Annotated in this window: 16 protein-coding genes; 8 read left to right on the forward strand and 8 right to left on the reverse strand. The window is 77.2% G+C overall.

The features are described from left to right. Positions 1-4: 4 nt before the first annotated feature. Complete coding sequence (locus tag JOD57_RS15005; protein ID WP_204692750.1) at positions 5-1,093, reverse strand: cobalt-precorrin-5B (C(1))-methyltransferase; 1,089 nt, start codon at positions 1,091-1,093, stop codon at positions 5-7. 26 nt (positions 1,094-1,119) lie between these two features. Between JOD57_RS15005 and JOD57_RS15010 the strand changes: the two genes are divergently transcribed. The 7 genes from JOD57_RS15010 to JOD57_RS15040 are packed head-to-tail and all read left to right on the forward strand — an operon-like array spanning position 1,120 to position 7,388. Further along, a complete protein-coding gene (locus JOD57_RS15010; RefSeq protein ID WP_204692751.1) occupies positions 1,120-1,854 on the forward strand; it encodes a cobalt-precorrin-6A reductase in 735 nt (244 codons plus the stop codon). Between the two features lie 43 nt (positions 1,855-1,897). Beyond that, a complete protein-coding gene (locus JOD57_RS15015) occupies positions 1,898-2,380 on the forward strand; it encodes an FBP domain-containing protein (protein ID WP_239572143.1) in 483 nt (160 codons plus the stop codon). Positions 2,381-2,401: 21 nt separating this feature from the next. Then, positions 2,402-2,779 carry a VOC family protein gene (locus tag JOD57_RS15020; protein ID WP_204692753.1) on the forward strand — a complete coding sequence of 126 codons (378 nt, stop codon included), beginning with the start codon at positions 2,402-2,404 and terminating at the stop codon, positions 2,777-2,779. Next, entirely contained in the window at positions 2,776-3,426 is a 651-nt protein-coding gene (locus tag JOD57_RS15025; RefSeq protein ID WP_204692754.1) for an HAD hydrolase-like protein, read from the forward strand. The genes JOD57_RS15020 and JOD57_RS15025 overlap by 4 nt, the downstream gene beginning before the upstream one ends. A 29-nt stretch (positions 3,427-3,455) precedes the next feature. Next, positions 3,456-5,153, forward strand: a complete 1,698-nt coding sequence (locus tag JOD57_RS15030) for a GTPase family protein (RefSeq protein ID WP_204692755.1) — start codon at positions 3,456-3,458, stop codon at positions 5,151-5,153. After that, positions 5,150-6,733: a GTPase gene (locus tag JOD57_RS15035; RefSeq protein ID WP_204692756.1), complete on the forward strand. Its 1,584-nt coding sequence runs from the start codon at positions 5,150-5,152 to the stop codon at positions 6,731-6,733. The genes JOD57_RS15030 and JOD57_RS15035 overlap by 4 nt, the downstream gene beginning before the upstream one ends. A gap of 37 nt (positions 6,734-6,770) precedes the next feature. After that, positions 6,771-7,388: a flavodoxin family protein gene (locus JOD57_RS15040; protein ID WP_204692757.1), complete on the forward strand. Its 618-nt coding sequence runs from the start codon at positions 6,771-6,773 to the stop codon at positions 7,386-7,388. A 59-nt stretch (positions 7,389-7,447) separates the two neighbouring features. On the opposite strand, the gene JOD57_RS15045 is transcribed toward JOD57_RS15040, so the two are convergent. The 4 genes from JOD57_RS15045 to JOD57_RS15060 all read right to left on the reverse strand — a co-directional run bounded on the left by JOD57_RS15045 (position 7,448) and on the right by JOD57_RS15060 (position 12,475). Beyond that, positions 7,448-8,962, reverse strand: a complete 1,515-nt coding sequence (locus JOD57_RS15045) for an HNH endonuclease signature motif containing protein (RefSeq protein WP_307824699.1) — start codon at positions 8,960-8,962, stop codon at positions 7,448-7,450. A gap of 108 nt (positions 8,963-9,070) precedes the next feature. Next, on the reverse strand, positions 9,071-10,300 hold the full coding sequence (locus JOD57_RS15050) for an MFS transporter (protein WP_204692758.1): 1,230 nt from the start codon (positions 10,298-10,300) through the stop codon (positions 9,071-9,073). Between the two features lie 49 nt (positions 10,301-10,349). Continuing rightward, on the reverse strand, positions 10,350-11,852 hold the full coding sequence (locus tag JOD57_RS15055) for a precorrin-2 C(20)-methyltransferase (RefSeq protein WP_204692759.1): 1,503 nt from the start codon (positions 11,850-11,852) through the stop codon (positions 10,350-10,352). Continuing rightward, positions 11,849-12,475: a precorrin-8X methylmutase gene (locus JOD57_RS15060; RefSeq protein ID WP_204692760.1), complete on the reverse strand. Its 627-nt coding sequence runs from the start codon at positions 12,473-12,475 to the stop codon at positions 11,849-11,851. The genes JOD57_RS15055 and JOD57_RS15060 overlap by 4 nt, the downstream gene beginning before the upstream one ends. Positions 12,476-12,539: 64 nt before the next feature. Between JOD57_RS15060 and JOD57_RS15065 the strand changes: the two genes are divergently transcribed. Then, complete coding sequence (locus JOD57_RS15065; protein WP_204692761.1) at positions 12,540-13,706, forward strand: glucose-1-phosphate adenylyltransferase family protein; 1,167 nt, start codon at positions 12,540-12,542, stop codon at positions 13,704-13,706. Positions 13,707-13,746: 40 nt separating this feature from the next. Here the strand turns inward: JOD57_RS15065 and cobG are convergent, their stop codons facing one another. Genes cobG through JOD57_RS15080 form a run of 3 tightly spaced genes read right to left on the reverse strand, consistent with a single transcriptional unit; the run spans position 13,747 to position 16,777 of the window. Beyond that, on the reverse strand, positions 13,747-14,982 hold the full coding sequence (gene cobG, locus JOD57_RS15070; RefSeq protein ID WP_204692762.1) for a precorrin-3B synthase: 1,236 nt from the start codon (positions 14,980-14,982) through the stop codon (positions 13,747-13,749). 13 nt (positions 14,983-14,995) lie between these two features. Continuing rightward, complete coding sequence (locus tag JOD57_RS15075; protein ID WP_204692763.1) at positions 14,996-15,955, reverse strand: pyridoxal-phosphate dependent enzyme; 960 nt, start codon at positions 15,953-15,955, stop codon at positions 14,996-14,998. Positions 15,956-15,982: 27 nt separating this feature from the next. Beyond that, positions 15,983-16,777 (reverse strand): DUF4383 domain-containing protein, encoded by a 795-nt coding sequence (locus tag JOD57_RS15080; protein ID WP_204692764.1) that lies wholly within the window; start codon positions 16,775-16,777, stop codon positions 15,983-15,985. Positions 16,778-16,917: the final 140 nt, after the last annotated feature.

The following is a 16,917-nucleotide window of genomic DNA, read 5'->3' on the forward strand; positions in this document are numbered from 1 at the left end:
GCCCCTACAGCGGGGCCAGTCCCACCACCACGCCGGCGCGGTCGACGACGACGACGTCGACCTCGACCGGTGCACCGCGCAGCACGCCGAGCGCCGTCTCCCGGGCGCCGGCGGCCACCAGGTCGCCCAGCGGCAGGCCGGCCTCCTGGCACTGGCGCAGCGCGTCGAGCGCGGTGTTGGCGCCGCGGACGCCCTCGACCAGGTCCGGGGCGCCGCCCGCGGCGGCCACCCGGTCGGCCAGCGAGGCGAACGACACCTGCGAGCGGCCCGAGTGCAGGTCCAGGTGGCCGTCGGCGAGCTTGGCCAGCTTGCCGATGCCGCCGGCCACGGTCAGCCGCGGCACGGGGTGGCGGCGCAAGTACTTCAGCACGGCGCCGGCGAAGTCGCCCATGTCCAGCAGCGCGTCCTCCGGCAGGTCGTGGAGCGCCTGCACCGTCTTCTCGCTGGTCGAGCCGGTGCACCCGGCCACGTGCTCGCGCCCGGCGGCGCGCGCGACGTCGATGCCGCGGCGGATCGAGTCGATCCACGACGAGCACGAGTACGGGACGACGACGCCGGTCGTGCCCAGCACCGACAGCCCGCCGAGGATGCCCAGCCGCGGGTTCCACGTCCTCCTCGCCAGCTCGGCGCCGTGCTCGATGGCCACCTCGACGACGACGTCGCCGCTGCCGCCGTGGCGGGCGGCCACCGCGGCCACGTGCTCCCGCACGAACTGCCGCGGCATCGGGTTGATCGCCGGCTCGCCCACCGCCAGCGGCAGCCCGGGCTTGGTCACCGTGCCCACGCCCTCGCCGGCGCGGAACACGACGCCGCTGCCGGGCTCGCCGTGGGTGACCCGCACGCTGACCAGGGCGCCGTGGGTGACGTCGGGGTCGTCGCCGGCGTCCTTGACGATCCCCACCGTGGCGGCGCCCGGCTCGAGCGCCTCCGTCGCCAGCGCGAACGAGGGGTGCCGGTCGTTCGGCAGGTCGATCGTCACCGGGTCGGGGAACTCGCCGGTGAGCAGCGCGGTGTAGGCCGCGGTGGTGGCCGCCGTCGCGCACGCGCCGGTGGTCCAGCCGTGCCGCAGCCCCGCGGCGCCGTCCCTGCTCACGGGGCCATGTTCCCCGGCGGCGCGCGGTGACCGGGCGGGTGCTCGTCCTCGGCGGCACCGGGGAGGCGCGGCGGCTGGCCGCTGCACTGGTCGCCGAGGGCGTCGACGTCCTCTCCAGCCTGGCCGGGCGGGTGGCCGACCCGGTGCTGCCCGACGGGCAGGTGCGGGTGGGCGGCTTCGGCGGCGCCGACGGCCTGGCCGCCTGGCTGGCGGAGCACCGGCCGCGCGCCGTCGTCGACGCGACCCACCCGTTCGCCGCCCGGATCACCGCCTCCGCGGCGACCGCGGCGGCCCGGCAGCGCACCCCGCTGCTGCGGGTGCAGCGCCCCGGGTGGACGCCGGGCCCGGGCGACGACTGGCGGTACGTGGGCTCGCTGGGGGAGGCCGCCGAGGCCGTGCGCGACGCCGGCACGGTCCTGCTCACCACCGGCCGGCAGGGCGTCGGCGCCTTCGCCGGGCTGGCCGGGCGGGTGGTGGTGCGCTCGGTCGACCCGCCGGGCGGGCCGCTGCCGGCGGGGGCGGTGCTGCTGCTGGCGCGGGGGCCGTTCACGGTGGAGGGCGAGGTGGCGCTGATGCGCGGCCACGGCGTCGACGTCGTCGTCACCAAGGACTCCGGCGGGTCGATGACCGAGGCCAAGCTGGCCGCCGCCCGGCAGCTGGGGCTGCCGGTCGTGCTGGTGCGCCGCCCGCCGGTGCCCGCCGGGGTCCACGTCGTGGCCACCGTGGAGGAGGCGCTCGCCTGGGTGCGGGAGACCGGTTGAGACGGGCCGGTGCCGGAACGGAGGATGGCTCCTCGTGGAACCGATGACCGAGCAGCAGCTGCGGCGCTCCTTCGTCAACTGCTCGAAGGGCGAGGCGAACTCCGCCACCCTCCCGCGCGACCTCGCCGACCTGCCGTGGGAGGAGCTGGAGGTCCTCGGCTGGCGCGACCCGCGCGCGCCGCTGCGCGGCTACCTCGTCGTGCAGCGGGAGGGCCGGCCGGTGGGCGTGGCGCTGCGGGCGGCCGACACGCGGATGTCGGCCCGCCGCACGGTCATGTGCCTGCTCTGCCAGGCGACGCACTCCGGTGACGCGGTCTCGCTGTTCACCGCCCGGCGGGCCGGGGAGGCCGGGCGGAACGGCGACTCGGTCGGCACCTACGTGTGCGCCGACCTCGGCTGCGCCGCCCGCGCGCGCACCGAGATCCCGCCGTGGCTGCGCGAGCGTGACCCGGTCGAGGTGGGGGAGGAGCGCGCCGCCGAGCTGCGCGAGCGGGTCACCGCGTTCCTCGACGCCGTCACCCGCTGACCGGGCCGGGAGGATGTGCGCATGGCCGACCCCTCCCCCCACCGGCACCACGCCATCGACTACGTCGAGCTGACGGTGACCGACCTCGAGGCGGCCGAGCGCTTCTACGCCGAGGCGTTCGGCTGGCGGTTCACCCGCTACGGGCCGGGCTACTCCGGCATCCGCGACCCGCGGGACGACGCCGCGGAGGTCGGCGGCCTGCGCCTGGGCGACGACGTGCGTCCCGGCGGTCCGCTCGTGCTGCTCTTCTCGGCCGACCTCGACGCGTCCGTGGCCGCGGTGCGGCGGGCGGGCGGCCGGGTCGTCGAGGAGCCGTACGCGTTCCCCGGGGGACGCCGGTTCCACTTCGCCGACCCCGCGGGGAACGAGCTGGGCGTGTACTCCGAGGGCGAGGGGTGACCCCGCTCGTCCTGTTCGACCTCGACGGCACGCTGGTCGACTCGACGCCGGGCATCGCCGCCTCGGTGCGGGCCGCCGCGGCCGAGCTGGGCCTGCCCGAGCCCACCCCGGCGCAACTGCGCGACATGGTCGGCCCGCCGCTGCAGGACGGCTTCGCCACCGTGTTCGGCCTCACCGGTGCCGACGTCGACCGCGCGGTGGCCGCCTACCGGGCGCACCACTCCGCCGGCGCGCTGCTCGACGTCACCGTGTACGACGGCGTCCCCGAGCTGCTGCGCACCCTGCGGGAGGGCGGCGCCGTGCTCGCCGTCGCGACGAGCAAGCCGCAGGCCTTCGCCGTCCGCGTGCTCGGGCACGTGGGCATGCTGCGCGCCTTCGCGAGCGTGCACGGCGCCACCTTCGACGGCGCGGTGCGGCACAAGGACCAGGTGGTGGCGGCCGCGCTCGCCGCCCACCCCGGCCGGCGCCCCGCCGTGCTGGTCGGCGACCGGGCGCAGGACGTCCTCGGCGCGGCCGCGCACGGGCTGGCGTGCGTCGGCGCCGGGTGGGGACCGGGCGGTCCGGGGGAGCTGGCCGGGGCCGGCGCGGCCCTCGTAGTGGCCACGCCGGGGGAGGTGCCGGCCGCGCTCGCGGCGCTCGACGGGTAGCGGGGCGCCGTCCGGGCTAGGTACCAGCCGTGACCGCGCCCCCGCTGACCGACGCGCTGCAGGAGCTGCGCGACGCCGTCGCCGCCGCTCCGCTCGGCCTGGTGACGCCGTCCCGCGACACCACCTCGCGCACCGCCCGGGCGGTGGTCGACCAGGTCGACGACTACCTGCTGCCGCGGCTGCGCGACCTCGACGCCCCGCTGCTGGCGGTGGTCGGCGGCTCGACCGGCGCCGGCAAGTCCACGCTGGTCAACAGCGTGCTCGGCGCCCGCGTGACCGCGCCGGGCGTGCTGCGCCCGACCACCCGCTCGCCGGTGCTGGTCTGCTCGCCGGTCGACCGCGCGGCCTTCTCCGGCGACCGGGTCCTGCCCGGGCTGGCCCGCACCACGGGGGAGGGCGACGTCACCGGCGGGCTGCGGCTGGTCACGACCGAGGCGCTGCCGCCGGGACTGGCGCTCGTCGACGCCCCCGACGTCGACTCGGTGGTGGAGGCCAACCGCGACCTCGCCGGCCAGCTGCTGTCGGCCGCGGACCTGTGGGTGTTCGTGACGACGGCGGCCCGCTACGCCGACGCCGTCCCCTGGGACCTGCTGCGGACGGCGCAGGAGCGGGGCACCGCGCTGGCCGTCGTCCTGGACCGGACGCCGCCGGAGGCGGTCACCGAGGTGGCCGCCGACCTCGCCGCGATGCTGCAGCGCGGCGGGCTGGGCTCGGCCCGGCTGTTCGTGGTCGAGGAGCGGCCGCTCACCGACGGCTTCCTCCCCGAGGCGCAGGTGGCGCCGCTGCGCGACTGGCTGCGCGGGCTGGCCGCCGACCAGGAGCAGCGCGCCGCCGTCGTGCGCCAGACGCTGGCCGGCGCGCTGGAGAGCCTGGACGGGCGGGTGGCCGCGGTGGCCGCGGGGGTCGACGAGCAGGCCGCCGCGGCGAACGCGCTGCGGTCGGCCGCCGACGCCGCCTACGACGGCGCGCGGGACGCGGTCAGCGAGGGCGTCAGCAACGGCAGCCTGCTGCGCGGCGAGGTGCTGGCCCGCTGGCAGGACTTCGTCGGCACCGGTGAGTGGATGCGCTCCCTGCAGACCCAGGTGGGCCGGCTGCGCGACCGGCTCGCCGCCGCGCTGACCGGCCGGCCGACGTCGTCGGACTCGCTGCAGGGCGCGCTGGAGTCCGGCGTCGAGACGCTGCTGCGGGCCGAGGCCGACCGCGCCGCCGACCGCACCGTGACCGCGTGGCGGTCGCTGCCGGGCGGGCCGGGGCTGCTGACCGGCCGCGAGGAGGAGCTGTCCGGGGTCTCGCCGGACTTCGCGCCCGTGGCCGCCGAGGAGGTGCGCGACTGGCAGGGGTACGTGCTCGACCTGGTGCGCGAGGAGGGCGCGGGCAAGCGCTCGCAGGCGCGGTTGCTGTCGTGGGGCGTCAACGGCGCCGGCGCGGTGGTCATGGTCGCCGTCTTCGCGTCGACGGCGGGGCTGTCGGGCGCGGAGCTCGCCATCGCCGGCGGGACGACGGCGGTCGGGCAGCGGGTGCTCGAGGCGGTGTTCGGCGACGCCGCGGTGCGCGCGCTGGCCACCCGGGCCCGCGCCGACCTCGACGCCCGCGCCGACCGGCTGCTGCGCTGGGAGGAGGACCGCTTCGAGGACCTGCTGACCCACGCGGCCCCCGCCGACGACGCCGCGGACCGGCTCCGCGCCGCCGTCGCCACCCTGGCCGCCGCCCGCGGGGCCGCCGCGTGAGGGCCCGGGAGCTGTCCCTGGCCGACCGGCTGGCGGCGCTGCGCGAGGCGGTCGAGGTGGCCGAGGGCCGCCTGGAGGTGCCCGAGGTCGGCACCACCCGGTCGCTGCTGGCCAAGGCCGGTGCCCGCGAGGCACTGGGCGACGCCACCGTCGTCGCGCTGGCCGGCGCCACCGGCAGCGGGAAGTCGACGCTGTTCAACGCGCTGTCGGGGGCCGAGGTCAGTACACCCGGTGTGCGGCGGCCGACCACCGGGGTGGCGCACGCCAGCGTCTGGGGCGAGCACGGCGCCGACCGTCTGCTCGACTGGCTGGAGGTGCCGCGCCGGCACCGGGTGACCGACCCCGACCCGGCGCTCGACGGGCTGGTGCTGCTCGACCTGCCCGACCACGACAGCGTGCGGCTGGAGAACCGGCTCGAGGTCGACCGGCTGGTGCAGCTGGTCGACGTGCTGGTGTGGGTGCTCGACCCGCAGAAGTACGCCGACGACGCCGTCCACTCGCGCTACCTCGCGCCGCTGGCGGGCCACGCGGGTGTGCTGCTCGTGGTGCTCAACCAGGTGGACCGGCTCGACGAGGCCGCCGCCGTGGCCTGCCTGACCGACCTGCGCCGGCTGCTCGACGAGGAGGGCCTGGCCGGGACGCCGGTGCTGCCCGCCGCGGCGCGCAGCGGGCTGGGCCTGCCCGAGCTGCGCGCCGAGCTCGCCCGCCGGGTGGGCGCCCGCAAGGCGGCCACCGACCGGCTCACCGCCGACGCCCGCGGTGCCGCCACCGCGCTGGCGGTCCACTGCGCGACCGACCTCGGCAGGGACCGCGGCCCCGACCGGGCCGCGCGCGAGCAGCTCACCGGCGCCCTGGCCGACGCCGCCGGGGTGCCGGCCGTGGTGTCGGCCGTCGAGCGCTCGACCCGCCGCAACGGCGTCGCGCACACCGGCTGGCCGGTGCTGCGCTGGACGTCGAAGCTGCGCGCCGACCCGCTGGGCCGGCTGCACCTGGGCGACGAGCGGGTGCGGTCCTCGCTGCCGGAGGCCGGGGCGGTGCAGCGGGCCGGCATGGACGCCGCTCTCCGGCGGGCCCGGGACGACGCCGGGCGCGGGCTGCCGCAGGCGTGGCGCGACGAGCTGCGCCGGACGTCGGAGGACACCGAGGAGCGGCTGGCCGACCGGCTCGACCGCGCCGTCACCGGCACCGACCTCGGCCCCGACCGCACCCCGCTGTGGCAGCGCGCCGTCGGCGGCCTGCAGTGGCTGCTCGCGCTGACCGCCCTCGTCGGGGCGCTGTGGCTGCTGGCGCTGGTCGGGCTGGGGTTGCTGCAGCTCGACGACGTCGTCCCGCTCCCGCGCGTGCAGGGGATCCCGCTGCCCACGCTGCTGCTGGTCGGCGGGCTGCTGGCCGGGTTGCTGCTGGCGCTGGTCTGCCGGCCGCTGGTGGCCGCCGGAGCCAGACGCCGGGCGCGGACGGCCCGACGCCGGCTCACCGCCCGGGTGGGCGAGGTGGCCGACGAGGAGGTGCTGGCGCCGCTCGGTGCGGCGCGCACCGACCACGACCGCTTCTGCGCCGCGGTCGGTCGCGCACGATCCTGATGTGTGAGACCGGCCTGCTTCGGGGCAGGTCAGGGGCATGACCGAGACCGCGTCACCCCGTGCCCTCGCCCTGATCTGCAGCCTGAAGCCGTCCCCGGCACCGTCGTCCAGCGAGCTCCTGGCCGGCCAGGTCCTCGAGGTGCTCGGCGAGCAGGGGTTCGCCTCCGAGGTGGTCCGCGTCGTCGACCACGACGTCAAGCCAGGCGTGGAGGTGGACATGGGCGAGGGGGACGCGTGGCCGGGCATCCGCGAGAAGCTCGTGGCCGCCGACGTCCTCGTCGTCTCGACGCCGACCTGGGTCGGCCACATGAGCAGTGTCGCCCAGCGGGTGCTGGAACGGCTCGACGGCGAGCTGTCCGAGACCGACGACTCCGGCCGGCCGCTGGTCACCGGGAAGGTCGCGGTGGTGTGCGTGGTCGGCAACGAGGACGGTGCCCACAAGATCAGCGCCGACCTCTTCCAGGGCCTCAACGACATCGGGTTCACCGTCCCCGCGCAGGGCGCCACGTACTGGAACGACGAGGCGATGGGCGGCCGCGACTACAACGACCTCGAGGAGACGCCGGAGGCGGTCGCCTCGACGACGAGGACCCTGGCCGAGAACGCGGCGCACCTGGCCCGTGCGCTGAAGGCCCAGCCCTATCCGGGTCGGTAGGACGACGCGGCTCCGTCGGCCCCCCTGTCGGGCGGGAAGCCGACGGACGACCTGCTCGGTCAGAACGGTGGTGGGTCGTCGTCCGGTGGTGGCGGGTCCTCGGTCGCGGCCGGTGGGTCGGGTTGCGGTGGCGGCGGGTCGGCCGCCGACGGGGGTGGCCGCAGGCCCGGGGGTCTCGTGGTGCGGGTGATCCCCGACGGGGTGGTCACGTGCAGGACGCCATCGGGGTCCATGGCGAAGCGCCAGCCGCGGGCGAAGGTCTTGAGCCGGTGGTGGCTGCGGCACAGGCAGCACAGGTTGGCGCAGTCGGTCGCGCCGCCGCAGGCGTGCGGGACGACGTGGTCGGCGTCGGCCCACCCGACCCGCTGGCCGCAGGTGGGGAAGCGGCAGGTGCGGTCACGGGTGTGGATGAAGGTCTGCTGCGCCGCAGAGGGCGTGTAGGTGTCGACGGGCTCGGGGCGATCGAGGACCGCACACCCGCAGTCGTCCTCGACCGGGTGCTCGGGGCAGCCGCGGCGGGCCAGCCGGCGCAGCCGGTCAAGGGCGGCGGTGGCGCGCACCGCACCATCGTCGGCGAGGGCGAGGGTGACCGACCCACCGACGGGCGTCCGGAGGCCGAGGGCGTCGAGCTGGGCCAGCAGCTCACGCACCTGGCCGATGGTGATCGGCAGTCCGTCGACCTCCCCCGGCTCCGGGGAACGGCCGGCCAGCGCGTCAAGGCCGGCGATCAGCTGCAGGTGCGCGGTCACCGGCGGGCGGGAGGTGTCCCAGGGGCGCTGGATCAGGTCGGCCAGCACGTGAGCGCGCAACTGCCCAACCGGGCGCTCGTCGCCGTCGGCCTTGAGCATCCGGGCCAGCCGGTCGAGCACGTCGTGGCAGGCCGCGGCGGTCGGCGCGGGCAGCTCGGCGGCCAGGGTGGCCATGCCCTCCCGCGGGGCGGGGTGCACGCGCACGTCGGCGTGCCGCTCGGCCTCCTTCCGCCGCTGGTCCACCGCGTCGGCGTCGACCGCGAGCAGCGCGGCGATGGCCCGCTTCCTCAACGAGTGCGTGGTCACGTTCGCCGCGTCGGGCAGCAGCCGGGCCTCCACCGCCCGCGCCACCGCCGGGTCGGTGTGCTCCAGCACGTCGACGAGCACCTTGGCCCGCGCCTCGTCCAGAGCGCCGGCGGACATGGCCGCCCAGGTGGCGGGCAGTGACTCGCGGTAGACCCAGCACCGGTGCGCGAGCAGCGAGGCCGACCGGCGGCCGCAGTTGAGCACCATGGCCAGCTCGGCGGTGAAGAACTCCGACACCCCGGGCAGTTCCGTGTCCGGCGCCCACGACCCCCGCCTGGCACCCGGCGTACCCGGCGCAGGGTCCAGGTCATCCGGGGTGTCATCGGCCAGGCCGAGGACCAGCTCGGCCTTGTACGCGGCGGTCTGGGCTTCGAGGGCGGCGACCCGCTGCAGTTCGGCGGCCTTCTGCTCGCGGGTCAGCAACCCCACCGGCAGCCGCGGCAGCTCCGTGGGCCGGGTCAGGAGCAGGTCGAGCAGACCGCCCGCGAACGGCCGCTGCTCCTCCTCGATCTCCTGCACGAGGTGAACCTACGGCCGGGCTACGACAGTTCTCGCAGCTCAGCGGGCCACCGAGGCGAGGTCCCCGGTGAGACCGGGCAGCAACGTCGTCCGCTGTGGCGGCCCGGCTCAGGCCGCCAGCGGCTCGGCGGGCTCCTCGACCGGCGCCGCGGCGGGGTCGGGACGGCCCGACAGGCGCAGCCCGACCGCCGCGCCGAGCGCGAGTGCGATGACGACGGCGCCGTAGACCACGGCGACCAGCTCGAGCCCGAGGGCGGCCGAGGCGATCCCGGCAGCGATCGCCGGGATGCTGAAGCCGAGGTAGCCGACGACGAAGATGCTCGACAGCAGCCCCGCGCGCCGGCCGGGCGCGACCCCGGCGGTGACGGTGGCGACCGCGCCGAGGAAGGCCGCGCCGAACCCGAGTCCGGAGATCGCGGCGGAGACGAAGAACAGCCAGGCCGCGCCGGTCACCAGCGAGACCAGCAGCGCCCCGACGGCGACGGCGAAGACCACGCAGCCCCCGGCCATCGCCCGGCGCGGCGCCAGGTCGCGGGCCAGCAGGCCGCCCACGGCCCCGGCGCCCTGCATGCACAGGATGAGCAGGCTGCCGACGAGGTGGTCGGTGAGCCCGAACACGCCGGCGGTCAGCGACGGGCCGAGCGAGAGCACCAGCCCGCCCATCGCCCACAGCGCCACCAGGCAGGGCACCGCGACGAGGAACGCCCGCCGCTGCGGCCGGGGCACCTCGACCTGCGGGCGCAGCGAGGCCAGCGCGCCGGGCAGCCGCGGCGAGGACTCCGGCAGCACGGAGGCGGTGGCGGCGCCGAGCACGAAGACGACGGTCAGCACGCCGAACACCCACGGCGTCGGCTCGGCGATGCCCTCGATGGCCAGCCCCGCGCCCACCGCGCCGAGGGACAGGCCCAGGCCCGGGGAGACGCTGTTGACCAGCGGGCCGAGCGGCCGCTCGCCGCGCTGCAGGTCCAGCAGCGCCGCGCCGAGCGTCCCGGTGAGCGCGCCGGTGGACAGGCCCTGCAGCACGCGGGCGGCCAGCAGCCAGCCCACGCCGTCGGCGGCGAGGAAGACCACCATCGCCACCGCCTGCAGCAGCAGCCCGCCGGCCAGCACCGGCCGCCGGCCCACGTGGTCGGACAGGCCGCCCACCACGAGGAGCGCGGCGAGCAGGGCGAAGGCGTAGATGCCGAAGACCAGCGTCAGGACGCCCGGACCGAAGCCGAACTGCTCCTGGTAGACGCGGTAGAGCGGTGACGGGACGCCGGAGGCGGCCAGCACCAGCACGAGCAGCACCGTGACGGTCCAGAACGCGGCCGGGCGGGGGAGTCGGGCGGTCGGCACGGGTCAGGACAAGCCGGCGCGGGAGCTGGTTGTTCCCGGCAACGGTGTGTCACGCCGGATAGCGGCGTGGCGTGTACACCTGCCCGGACGGTGTCACCCGCGTCTGGGACGAGCCGACGAGCACCAGGCAGCGCATGTCCACGGTCTCGGGGTCCAGCTCGCCGAGCGTCGTCACCGTGACCCGCTCCTGCGGCCCGCCGACGTCGCGGCCGACGACGACGACCGTGTCCGGCTTGCGGACCTCGAGCAGCGCGGTCAGGGCCTCGCCGAGCTGGTGCGGGCGGGCCTTCGAGCGCGGGTTGTAAAGGGCGATGGCCAGGTCGGCGGACGCCGCGTGCCGCAGCCGGTCCAGGACGACGTCGAGCGGCTTGAGCACGTCGGAGAGGCTGATGACGGCGAAGTCGTGGCCCAGCGGCGCGCCGACCCGGGCGGCCACGGCCTGCGCCGCCGTGAGCCCGGGCAGCACCCGGACGGGGACGCCGGCGTGCTCGGGCCGGGCGGCCACCTCCAGCACCGCGGCGGCCATCGCGAACACCCCCGGGTCGCCGCTGGAGACGACGGCGACCCGCCGACCGGACCGGGCCAGCTCCAGCGCGTGCGCGGCCCGCTCGGCCTCCACCCGGTTGTCGCTGGGGTGGCGGGTCTGCCGGGGGTTGGCCGGCACCCGGTCGAGGTAGGGGCCGTAGCCGACCAGGTCGTCGGCGCAGGCGACGGCGTCGGCGGCCTCGGGCGTCGTCCACCCCCGAGAGCCGGGGCCCAGGCCGACGACGACGACCTCCCCGGGCGCGCAGCCGCCGGCCGCGACCGGGGCGCCCTCGTCGGGCTGCCCGGGGCCGGTGAGCGGGCTGGGCAGCAGCGCGAGGGAGAAGTAGGGGACCGTCTCCGGGTCGACGTCGGCCAGCGGCAGCGTGCGCTGCCGGTCGGTGGTGGCCCGCTCGACGTAGAGCGCGCGGTCGAGCACGCCGGCCGCCTCGAACGCCTCGCGCACCTGCGGGAAGGTGCGGCCGAGCTTCATCACCGCGGCGGAGTCGGTGGTGGCCAGCCACTCGGCGAGCTCGTCGGCCGGCAGCGTGCCGGGCAGCACGGTGAGCACCTCGTCGCGCTCGACCAGCGGCCGCCCCACCACCGCCGCGGCCCCGCTGACGCTGGTCACGCCGGGCACGACCTCGGTGGGGTAGCGGTGCGCGAGCCGCTTGTGCATGTGCATGTAGGACCCGTAGAAGAACGGGTCGCCCTCGGCCAGGACGACGACGTCGCGGCCGGCGTCGAGGTGGGCGGCCAGGCGGGCGGCGGCGGCCTCGTAGAACTCGTCGATGGCGCCCTGGTAGCCGCCGGGGTGGTCGGTGGTCTCGGTGGTGACCGGGTAGACCAGCAGCTCCTCGACCTGCCCCGCGCGCAGGTACGGCTCGGCCAGCGCGCGGGCGACCGAGCGGCCGTGCCGGGCGGCGTGGAAGGCGACGACGTCGGCGGCGCCGATGAGCCGGGCGGCCTTGACGGTGACCAGCTCCGGGTCGCCGGGACCGAGCCCGACGCCGTACAGGCGGCCGGTCACTCGACGTCGCTCGCGATCGCGTTGACCGCGCCGGCGGTGATGGCGCTGCCCCCGCGGCGGCCGCGGACGACCAGGAACTCGAGGTCGGAGGCGGCCAGGGCCTCCTTGGACTCGGCGGCGCCGATGAAGCCGACCGGGATGCCGAGGACGGCGGCCGGCCGCGGCCCACCCGCGGCGACCATCTCCAGCAGGTGGAACAGCGCGGTCGGCGCGTTGCCGATGGCGACGACGGCGCCGTCGAGGCGGTCGCGCCACAGCTCCAGCGCCGCGGCAGTGCGGGTCGTGGCGAGGTCGGCGGCCAGCGCGGGGACCCGCGGGTCGTTCAGCGTGCAGACGACGTCGTTGTCCTTCGGCAGCCGGCGGCGCGTGACGCCCGAGGCGACCATCTGCGCGTCGCACAGCACGGGGGCACCGGCGTGGAGGGCCTCGCGGGCACGGCGGACGACCTCGGGGCTGTACGCGACGTCGTCGACCAGGTCCACCTGACCGCAGGCGTGGACCATGCGGACGACCACCCGGGCGACGTCCTCGGGCAGGCCGGTGAGATCCGCCTCGGCGCGGATCGTGGCGAACGACTGCCGGTAGATCTCGGCGCCGTCCCTCTCGTACTCGTACCCGGGCATCGGCAGCGAGGCTACGTCCCGTCCCTGGCCGGGTAGCCGGACGGGCGGGCGGGTAGCCGGGGGCATGGCCCTTCCCCGCGTACTCGTCCTCGTGCTGGCCGGTGGCGCCGGCGGGCGGCTGGAGCTGCTCACCGAGCGGCGCGCCAAGCCCGCCGTCCCGTTCGCCGGTGTCTACCGGCTCGTCGACTTCCCGCTGAGCAACTGCGAGCACTCGCAGATCGCCGACGTGTGGGTGTCGATCCAGCAGCACCCGACCTCGCTGGCCGACCACCTGGCCAACGGGCGGCCGTGGGACCTCGACCGCACCACCGGCGGGTTGATGACGCTGCCGCCGTTCCAGGGCACCGAGCGCGGCGGGTGGAACACCGGCACGGCCAACTCGCTGTGGCGGCAGGCCGACCTGATCCGTCAGCACGGGGCCGACGCGCTCGTCGTCGTCAGCTCCGACGCCGTCTACAAACTGGACTACCGGGAGGTCGCCGAGGCGCACCTGGAGTCGGGCGCGGAGGTGACGATGGTGACCACGGAGGTGGCCGCCGACGACGCCGCGCGCTACGGGATCGTCGAGGTCGACGGCGACCGGGTGACCGGCTACGCCTACAAGCCCGACGAGCCGGCGACGACGACCGCGACCAACGAGGTGTTCGTCTTCAGTCCCGGCCCGACGCTGGACCGGCTCGAGCAGCTGCAGTCGGAGGTGGGCGAGGACGACCTGGAGGACCTCGGCACCCACCTGCTGCCGGCGCAGACCCGCGACGGCCTGGCGCGGGCGTACCCGTTGACGGGGTACTGGCGCGACGTCGGCACGGTGCCGTCGTACTGGGAGGCGCACCGCGACTTCCTCTCCGCCGAGCCCCCGATCGACCTCGACGAGCCGGCGTGGCCGGTGCACACCCGCGGTGGCCGGCACAGCGCGGCCCGGGTGCTCGACGACGGCCAGATCGAGAACAGCCTGCTCTCCGGCGGCACCCGCATCTCCGGCAACGTCCGCGGCTCGGTGCTGTCCCCCGGCGTGGTGGTGGAGGTCGGCGCGACCGTCGTCGACTCGGTGCTGCTGCCCGGCGTGCGGGTGCGGTCGGGCGCGACGGTGACCCGCGCGGTGGTCGACGACGGCGTCGACGTGGGGCGTGGCTGCTCCGTCGGCGGCGACGGCGACATCGCGCTGGTCGGCCGCCGGGCGGAGCTCGACGAGGGCACCGAGATCCCCGCCGGCGGCCGGTTCCCCGAGTGACCGTCCGGGGTGGCCCTTCTGCAGGGGCCCGCCCCGAGCGTCAGCGAGGGGTGGGGGGCAGGGGGGTCCTTCCGCAGTTGACGCGGTAGCCGGCGGGGGTGGCGACGACGTCGACGACGTCCCCGCGCGGGCGGCCGCACCGGCGCTCGCAGCCGGCCCAGTGCTGCCGCGCGCCGCCGGCCGGGAGCGCGCCGCTGGTGACCGCCGTGGCGGCGTCGGCCCGGACGTCGGCCAGCGACCTCGCGCACCCGGGCCGGCCGGCGCACGCGGTCACCCGCAGCCAGGGGCTGTCCGCGTCGAGGACCACGCCGGTCCGGTGCAGGTCGACGGCCGCGTCGTCCACGCGGTGCTCGTCGAGGTCGGGCACGACGACGCTGCGCCACGGGGTCAGCTGGACCTCGTCGGCGAGGCTCGCCAGGAGGTCGGCCTGGGCGGCCGTGAGCCGGCCCAGCGGGACGACGCCGGCCAGCGCCGTCCGCCCGTCCGCCTGGACCTCGGCGCCGACGGGGCCGGTGACGGCGGCCGGCGGGAGCGGGACGGGCGCCGCGCGGGGGCCGGGCAGGCGGGCGGCCACCCGTGCGGGCCCGTCGGGCAGCTCGGCCAGCCGCCAGGCGGTGCCGCCCTGCGCGGCCCGCTCGGCGAGGAAGGCACGGGTGGCCGCCAGCGCGAGGTCGACGGCGTCCGCGGGCGTCGCCCGCAGCCCGCTGTCCACGCCGGCGAGCGTCAGGGCCACGGTGTCGGGGTCGAGGGCGAGCAGGCCGACGTCGCCACCGAGGCCCGTGACGTCGCCCCGGCCGTCGTCGAGCGTGGCGAGGAAGCGGCCGGGCAGTGCGGCGAGTGCGGGGTCGGCGCACAGGCCGGCGTCGAACGCGGCCACCCACGGCCGGACGTCGAGGTGACCGCCGGACCGGCCGGTCAGCGCGCTGGCCAGCACGTTGCGCACCCGCTCGTGGCTCTCGCTCGGGAGCAGCCCGGCCGCGGCCAGCCGGCGGCCCAGCTCGGGCGCCGCCTCGGGCGCGAGCCCGCGCAGCTGCAGGTTGCCCCGGCTGGTGAGCTCGAGCGCACCGTCGCCCAGGTCGCGGGCGGCCGCGGCCAGCACGCGCAGCTGGGCGGAGGTGAGCAGCCCGCCGGGGACCCGTACCCGGGCCAGCTCGCCGTCGGCCGCGGTGTGCGTCTGCAGCGCGCCGGGGCAGGCGTCGACCCGGCCGCGGGGTACGGCGGCGGCGGACCCGGCGGGAGGGGACGTGGCGGGGGAGGACGTGGCGGGGGAGGACATGGCGCCCGCGAGGCTACGTCGGGCCGGCCAGCACCCCGGCCGCCAGCCCGGCCGCGACGGGGTGCCCGAACAGCCCCGGCAGGCCGCCGGTGTGCACGAACACGGTGCGCTCCCCGGGCCGGATCGAGCCGTCGCCCACCGCCGCGGCCAGCCCGGCCAGCGCCTTGCCCGTGTAGACCGGGTCGAGCAGCAGGCCCTCGGTGCGCGCCGCCGTCCGCATCGCCGCCGCGGCCGCCGCGGTCAGCACCCCGTACCCGGCGCCGACCTGGTCGTGGCGCAGGCGGTTCGGCGCGTCCGACGCGCCGAGGGCGGCCGCCAGCCCGGCCACCCGCTCGTCCGGGTCCGGCACCGCGCCGGTGTCGACGCCGAGCACCCGGTCACCCCCGAGCCCGGCGACCAGGCCGGCCATCGTGCCGCCCGACCCCACGGCCACCACCACGTGCGCGGCGTCCGGTGCCTGCTCGCGGAGCTCGCCGGCGCAGGTCAGGTAGCCGCGGGCACCCGTCGGGGACGACCCGCCCAGCGGCAGCACGGCCGGGACCTCGCCGTCGGCCCGCAACCGCGCGGCGACCTCCTCGACCCGACGCTCCAGCGCCGCGCTGTCGACGTCACCGGCGGTCACCACCCGCGCGCCGAGCAGGCCCTCGAGCGCGAGGTTGCCCGGCCGCTCGGCAGACGGCGTGCCGGCCAGGACCAGGACGGCGCCCAGTCCCAGCCGGGCGGCCGCGGCGGCGGTCGTCCGGGCGTGGTTGCTCTGCGCGCCGCCACTGGTGACCAGCACGGTGGCTCCACCGGTGACCGCCTCGGCGACCAGGTGCTCGAGCTTGCGCACCTTGTTGCCGCCGCCCAGGTCGGTCAGGTCGTCGCGCTTCACCCACAGGTCACCGGGGTGCAGGCCGAGGGCGCCGGCCAGCCGTGGCGCCGGGTCGAGCGGCGTCGGCCAGGCCGACAGGGGGAGTGGGGCGACCGTCATGCGGCGATCGTCCCGCCCCTCCCCGCGTCAGGCGTCGCGGCGGGCCCGGTCGAACGACAGCCACACCTCGCGGCGCTCCTTGCGGCTGGTCACCTGGGCCATCGCGGCCACCCGGCGGCGCTGGTCGAAGGACGCGACGTGCTGCACGACGGCGACCTCGGCGTCCCGCATCGCCCGCTCGACGGCGAACTCGGCCGGCGTCGACGGGAACTCGTCGGCGGCCAGGAGCGGCGCGTCGTCGCCGGTCTCCCGCGCGTACGGGCTGTCGGCGGGCAGGTTGCCGCTGACCCGCCCGTAGGCGCCGAGCATCAGCAGGACCAGCCCGGCGACGACGGAGAAGGCGACGTTGCTCAGGCCGAAGGCCAGGAAGTTGAAGTCGGTGTTGAGGACCGCCAGGTTGGCCAGCGCCGAGACCAGGAACAGCACGCCGATGACGATCATGATCGTCGAGGCGATCCGCGGCCCGCGCAGCGCGGCGGCCACCAGGACCACGGCGGTGACCAGCGAGATCGTCGACAGCAGGCCGTTGGACGACAGCCCGAGGACGCGCTCCCCGTCCGTGGAGAAGAAGTCCAGGCCGTTGAGCAGGCCGAGGACGCCGAAGACGGCGATGACGCCGGCGACGACGAAGGCGCCGACGCGCTGGACGGCGAACACGCGACCGCCGGACCCGGACGTCCGCGGGGTCGGGATCCGCGGTGCCGGCGTCTGCGGAGCCGGGGTCTGCGGTGCCGGCGGCTGCGGATCAGGCGTCGTGCTCGCGGACGGGGCGGCCGCCGGTGCGCGGTCCGCCGTCCGGCGGCGGTGCAGGGACAGTGCCATGGCGGTGCTCCCTCGGGGCTCGGTGCTGCTGACACCGGTTGTTCCCAATCTGATGGCGTCCGGATGCACCTGGTTGCGGACTTCCTCGTCCGGCATGCGGCCGGGCGTGTCGTGATCTCGGGAAGACGGCTCCGGGCGGC

This window comes from Geodermatophilus bullaregiensis, assembly GCF_016907675.1.
Taxonomy (GTDB): domain Bacteria; phylum Actinomycetota; class Actinomycetes; order Mycobacteriales; family Geodermatophilaceae; genus Geodermatophilus; species Geodermatophilus bullaregiensis.

Bases quoted from the DNA above. Each gene is read 5' to 3' on its own strand.
- JOD57_RS15080 (WP_204692764.1), bottom strand. From the start codon at position 16,777: ATGGCACTGTCCCTGCACCGCCGCCGGACGGCGGACCGCGCACCGGCG.
- JOD57_RS15060 (WP_204692760.1), bottom strand. From the start codon at position 12,475: ATGCCCGGGTACGAGTACGAGAGGGACGGCGCCGAGATCTACCGGCAG.
- JOD57_RS15015 (WP_239572143.1), top strand. From the start codon at position 1,898: ATGACCGAGCAGCAGCTGCGGCGCTCCTTCGTCAACTGCTCGAAGGGC.
- cobG (WP_204692762.1), bottom strand. From the start codon at position 14,982: ATGTCCTCCCCCGCCACGTCCTCCCCCGCCACGTCCCCTCCCGCCGGG.
- JOD57_RS15065 (WP_204692761.1), top strand. From the start codon at position 12,540: ATGGCCCTTCCCCGCGTACTCGTCCTCGTGCTGGCCGGTGGCGCCGGC.
- JOD57_RS15040 (WP_204692757.1), top strand. From the start codon at position 6,771: ATGACCGAGACCGCGTCACCCCGTGCCCTCGCCCTGATCTGCAGCCTG.
- JOD57_RS15075 (WP_204692763.1), bottom strand. From the start codon at position 15,955: ATGACGGTCGCCCCACTCCCCCTGTCGGCCTGGCCGACGCCGCTCGAC.
- JOD57_RS15020 (WP_204692753.1), top strand. From the start codon at position 2,402: ATGGCCGACCCCTCCCCCCACCGGCACCACGCCATCGACTACGTCGAG.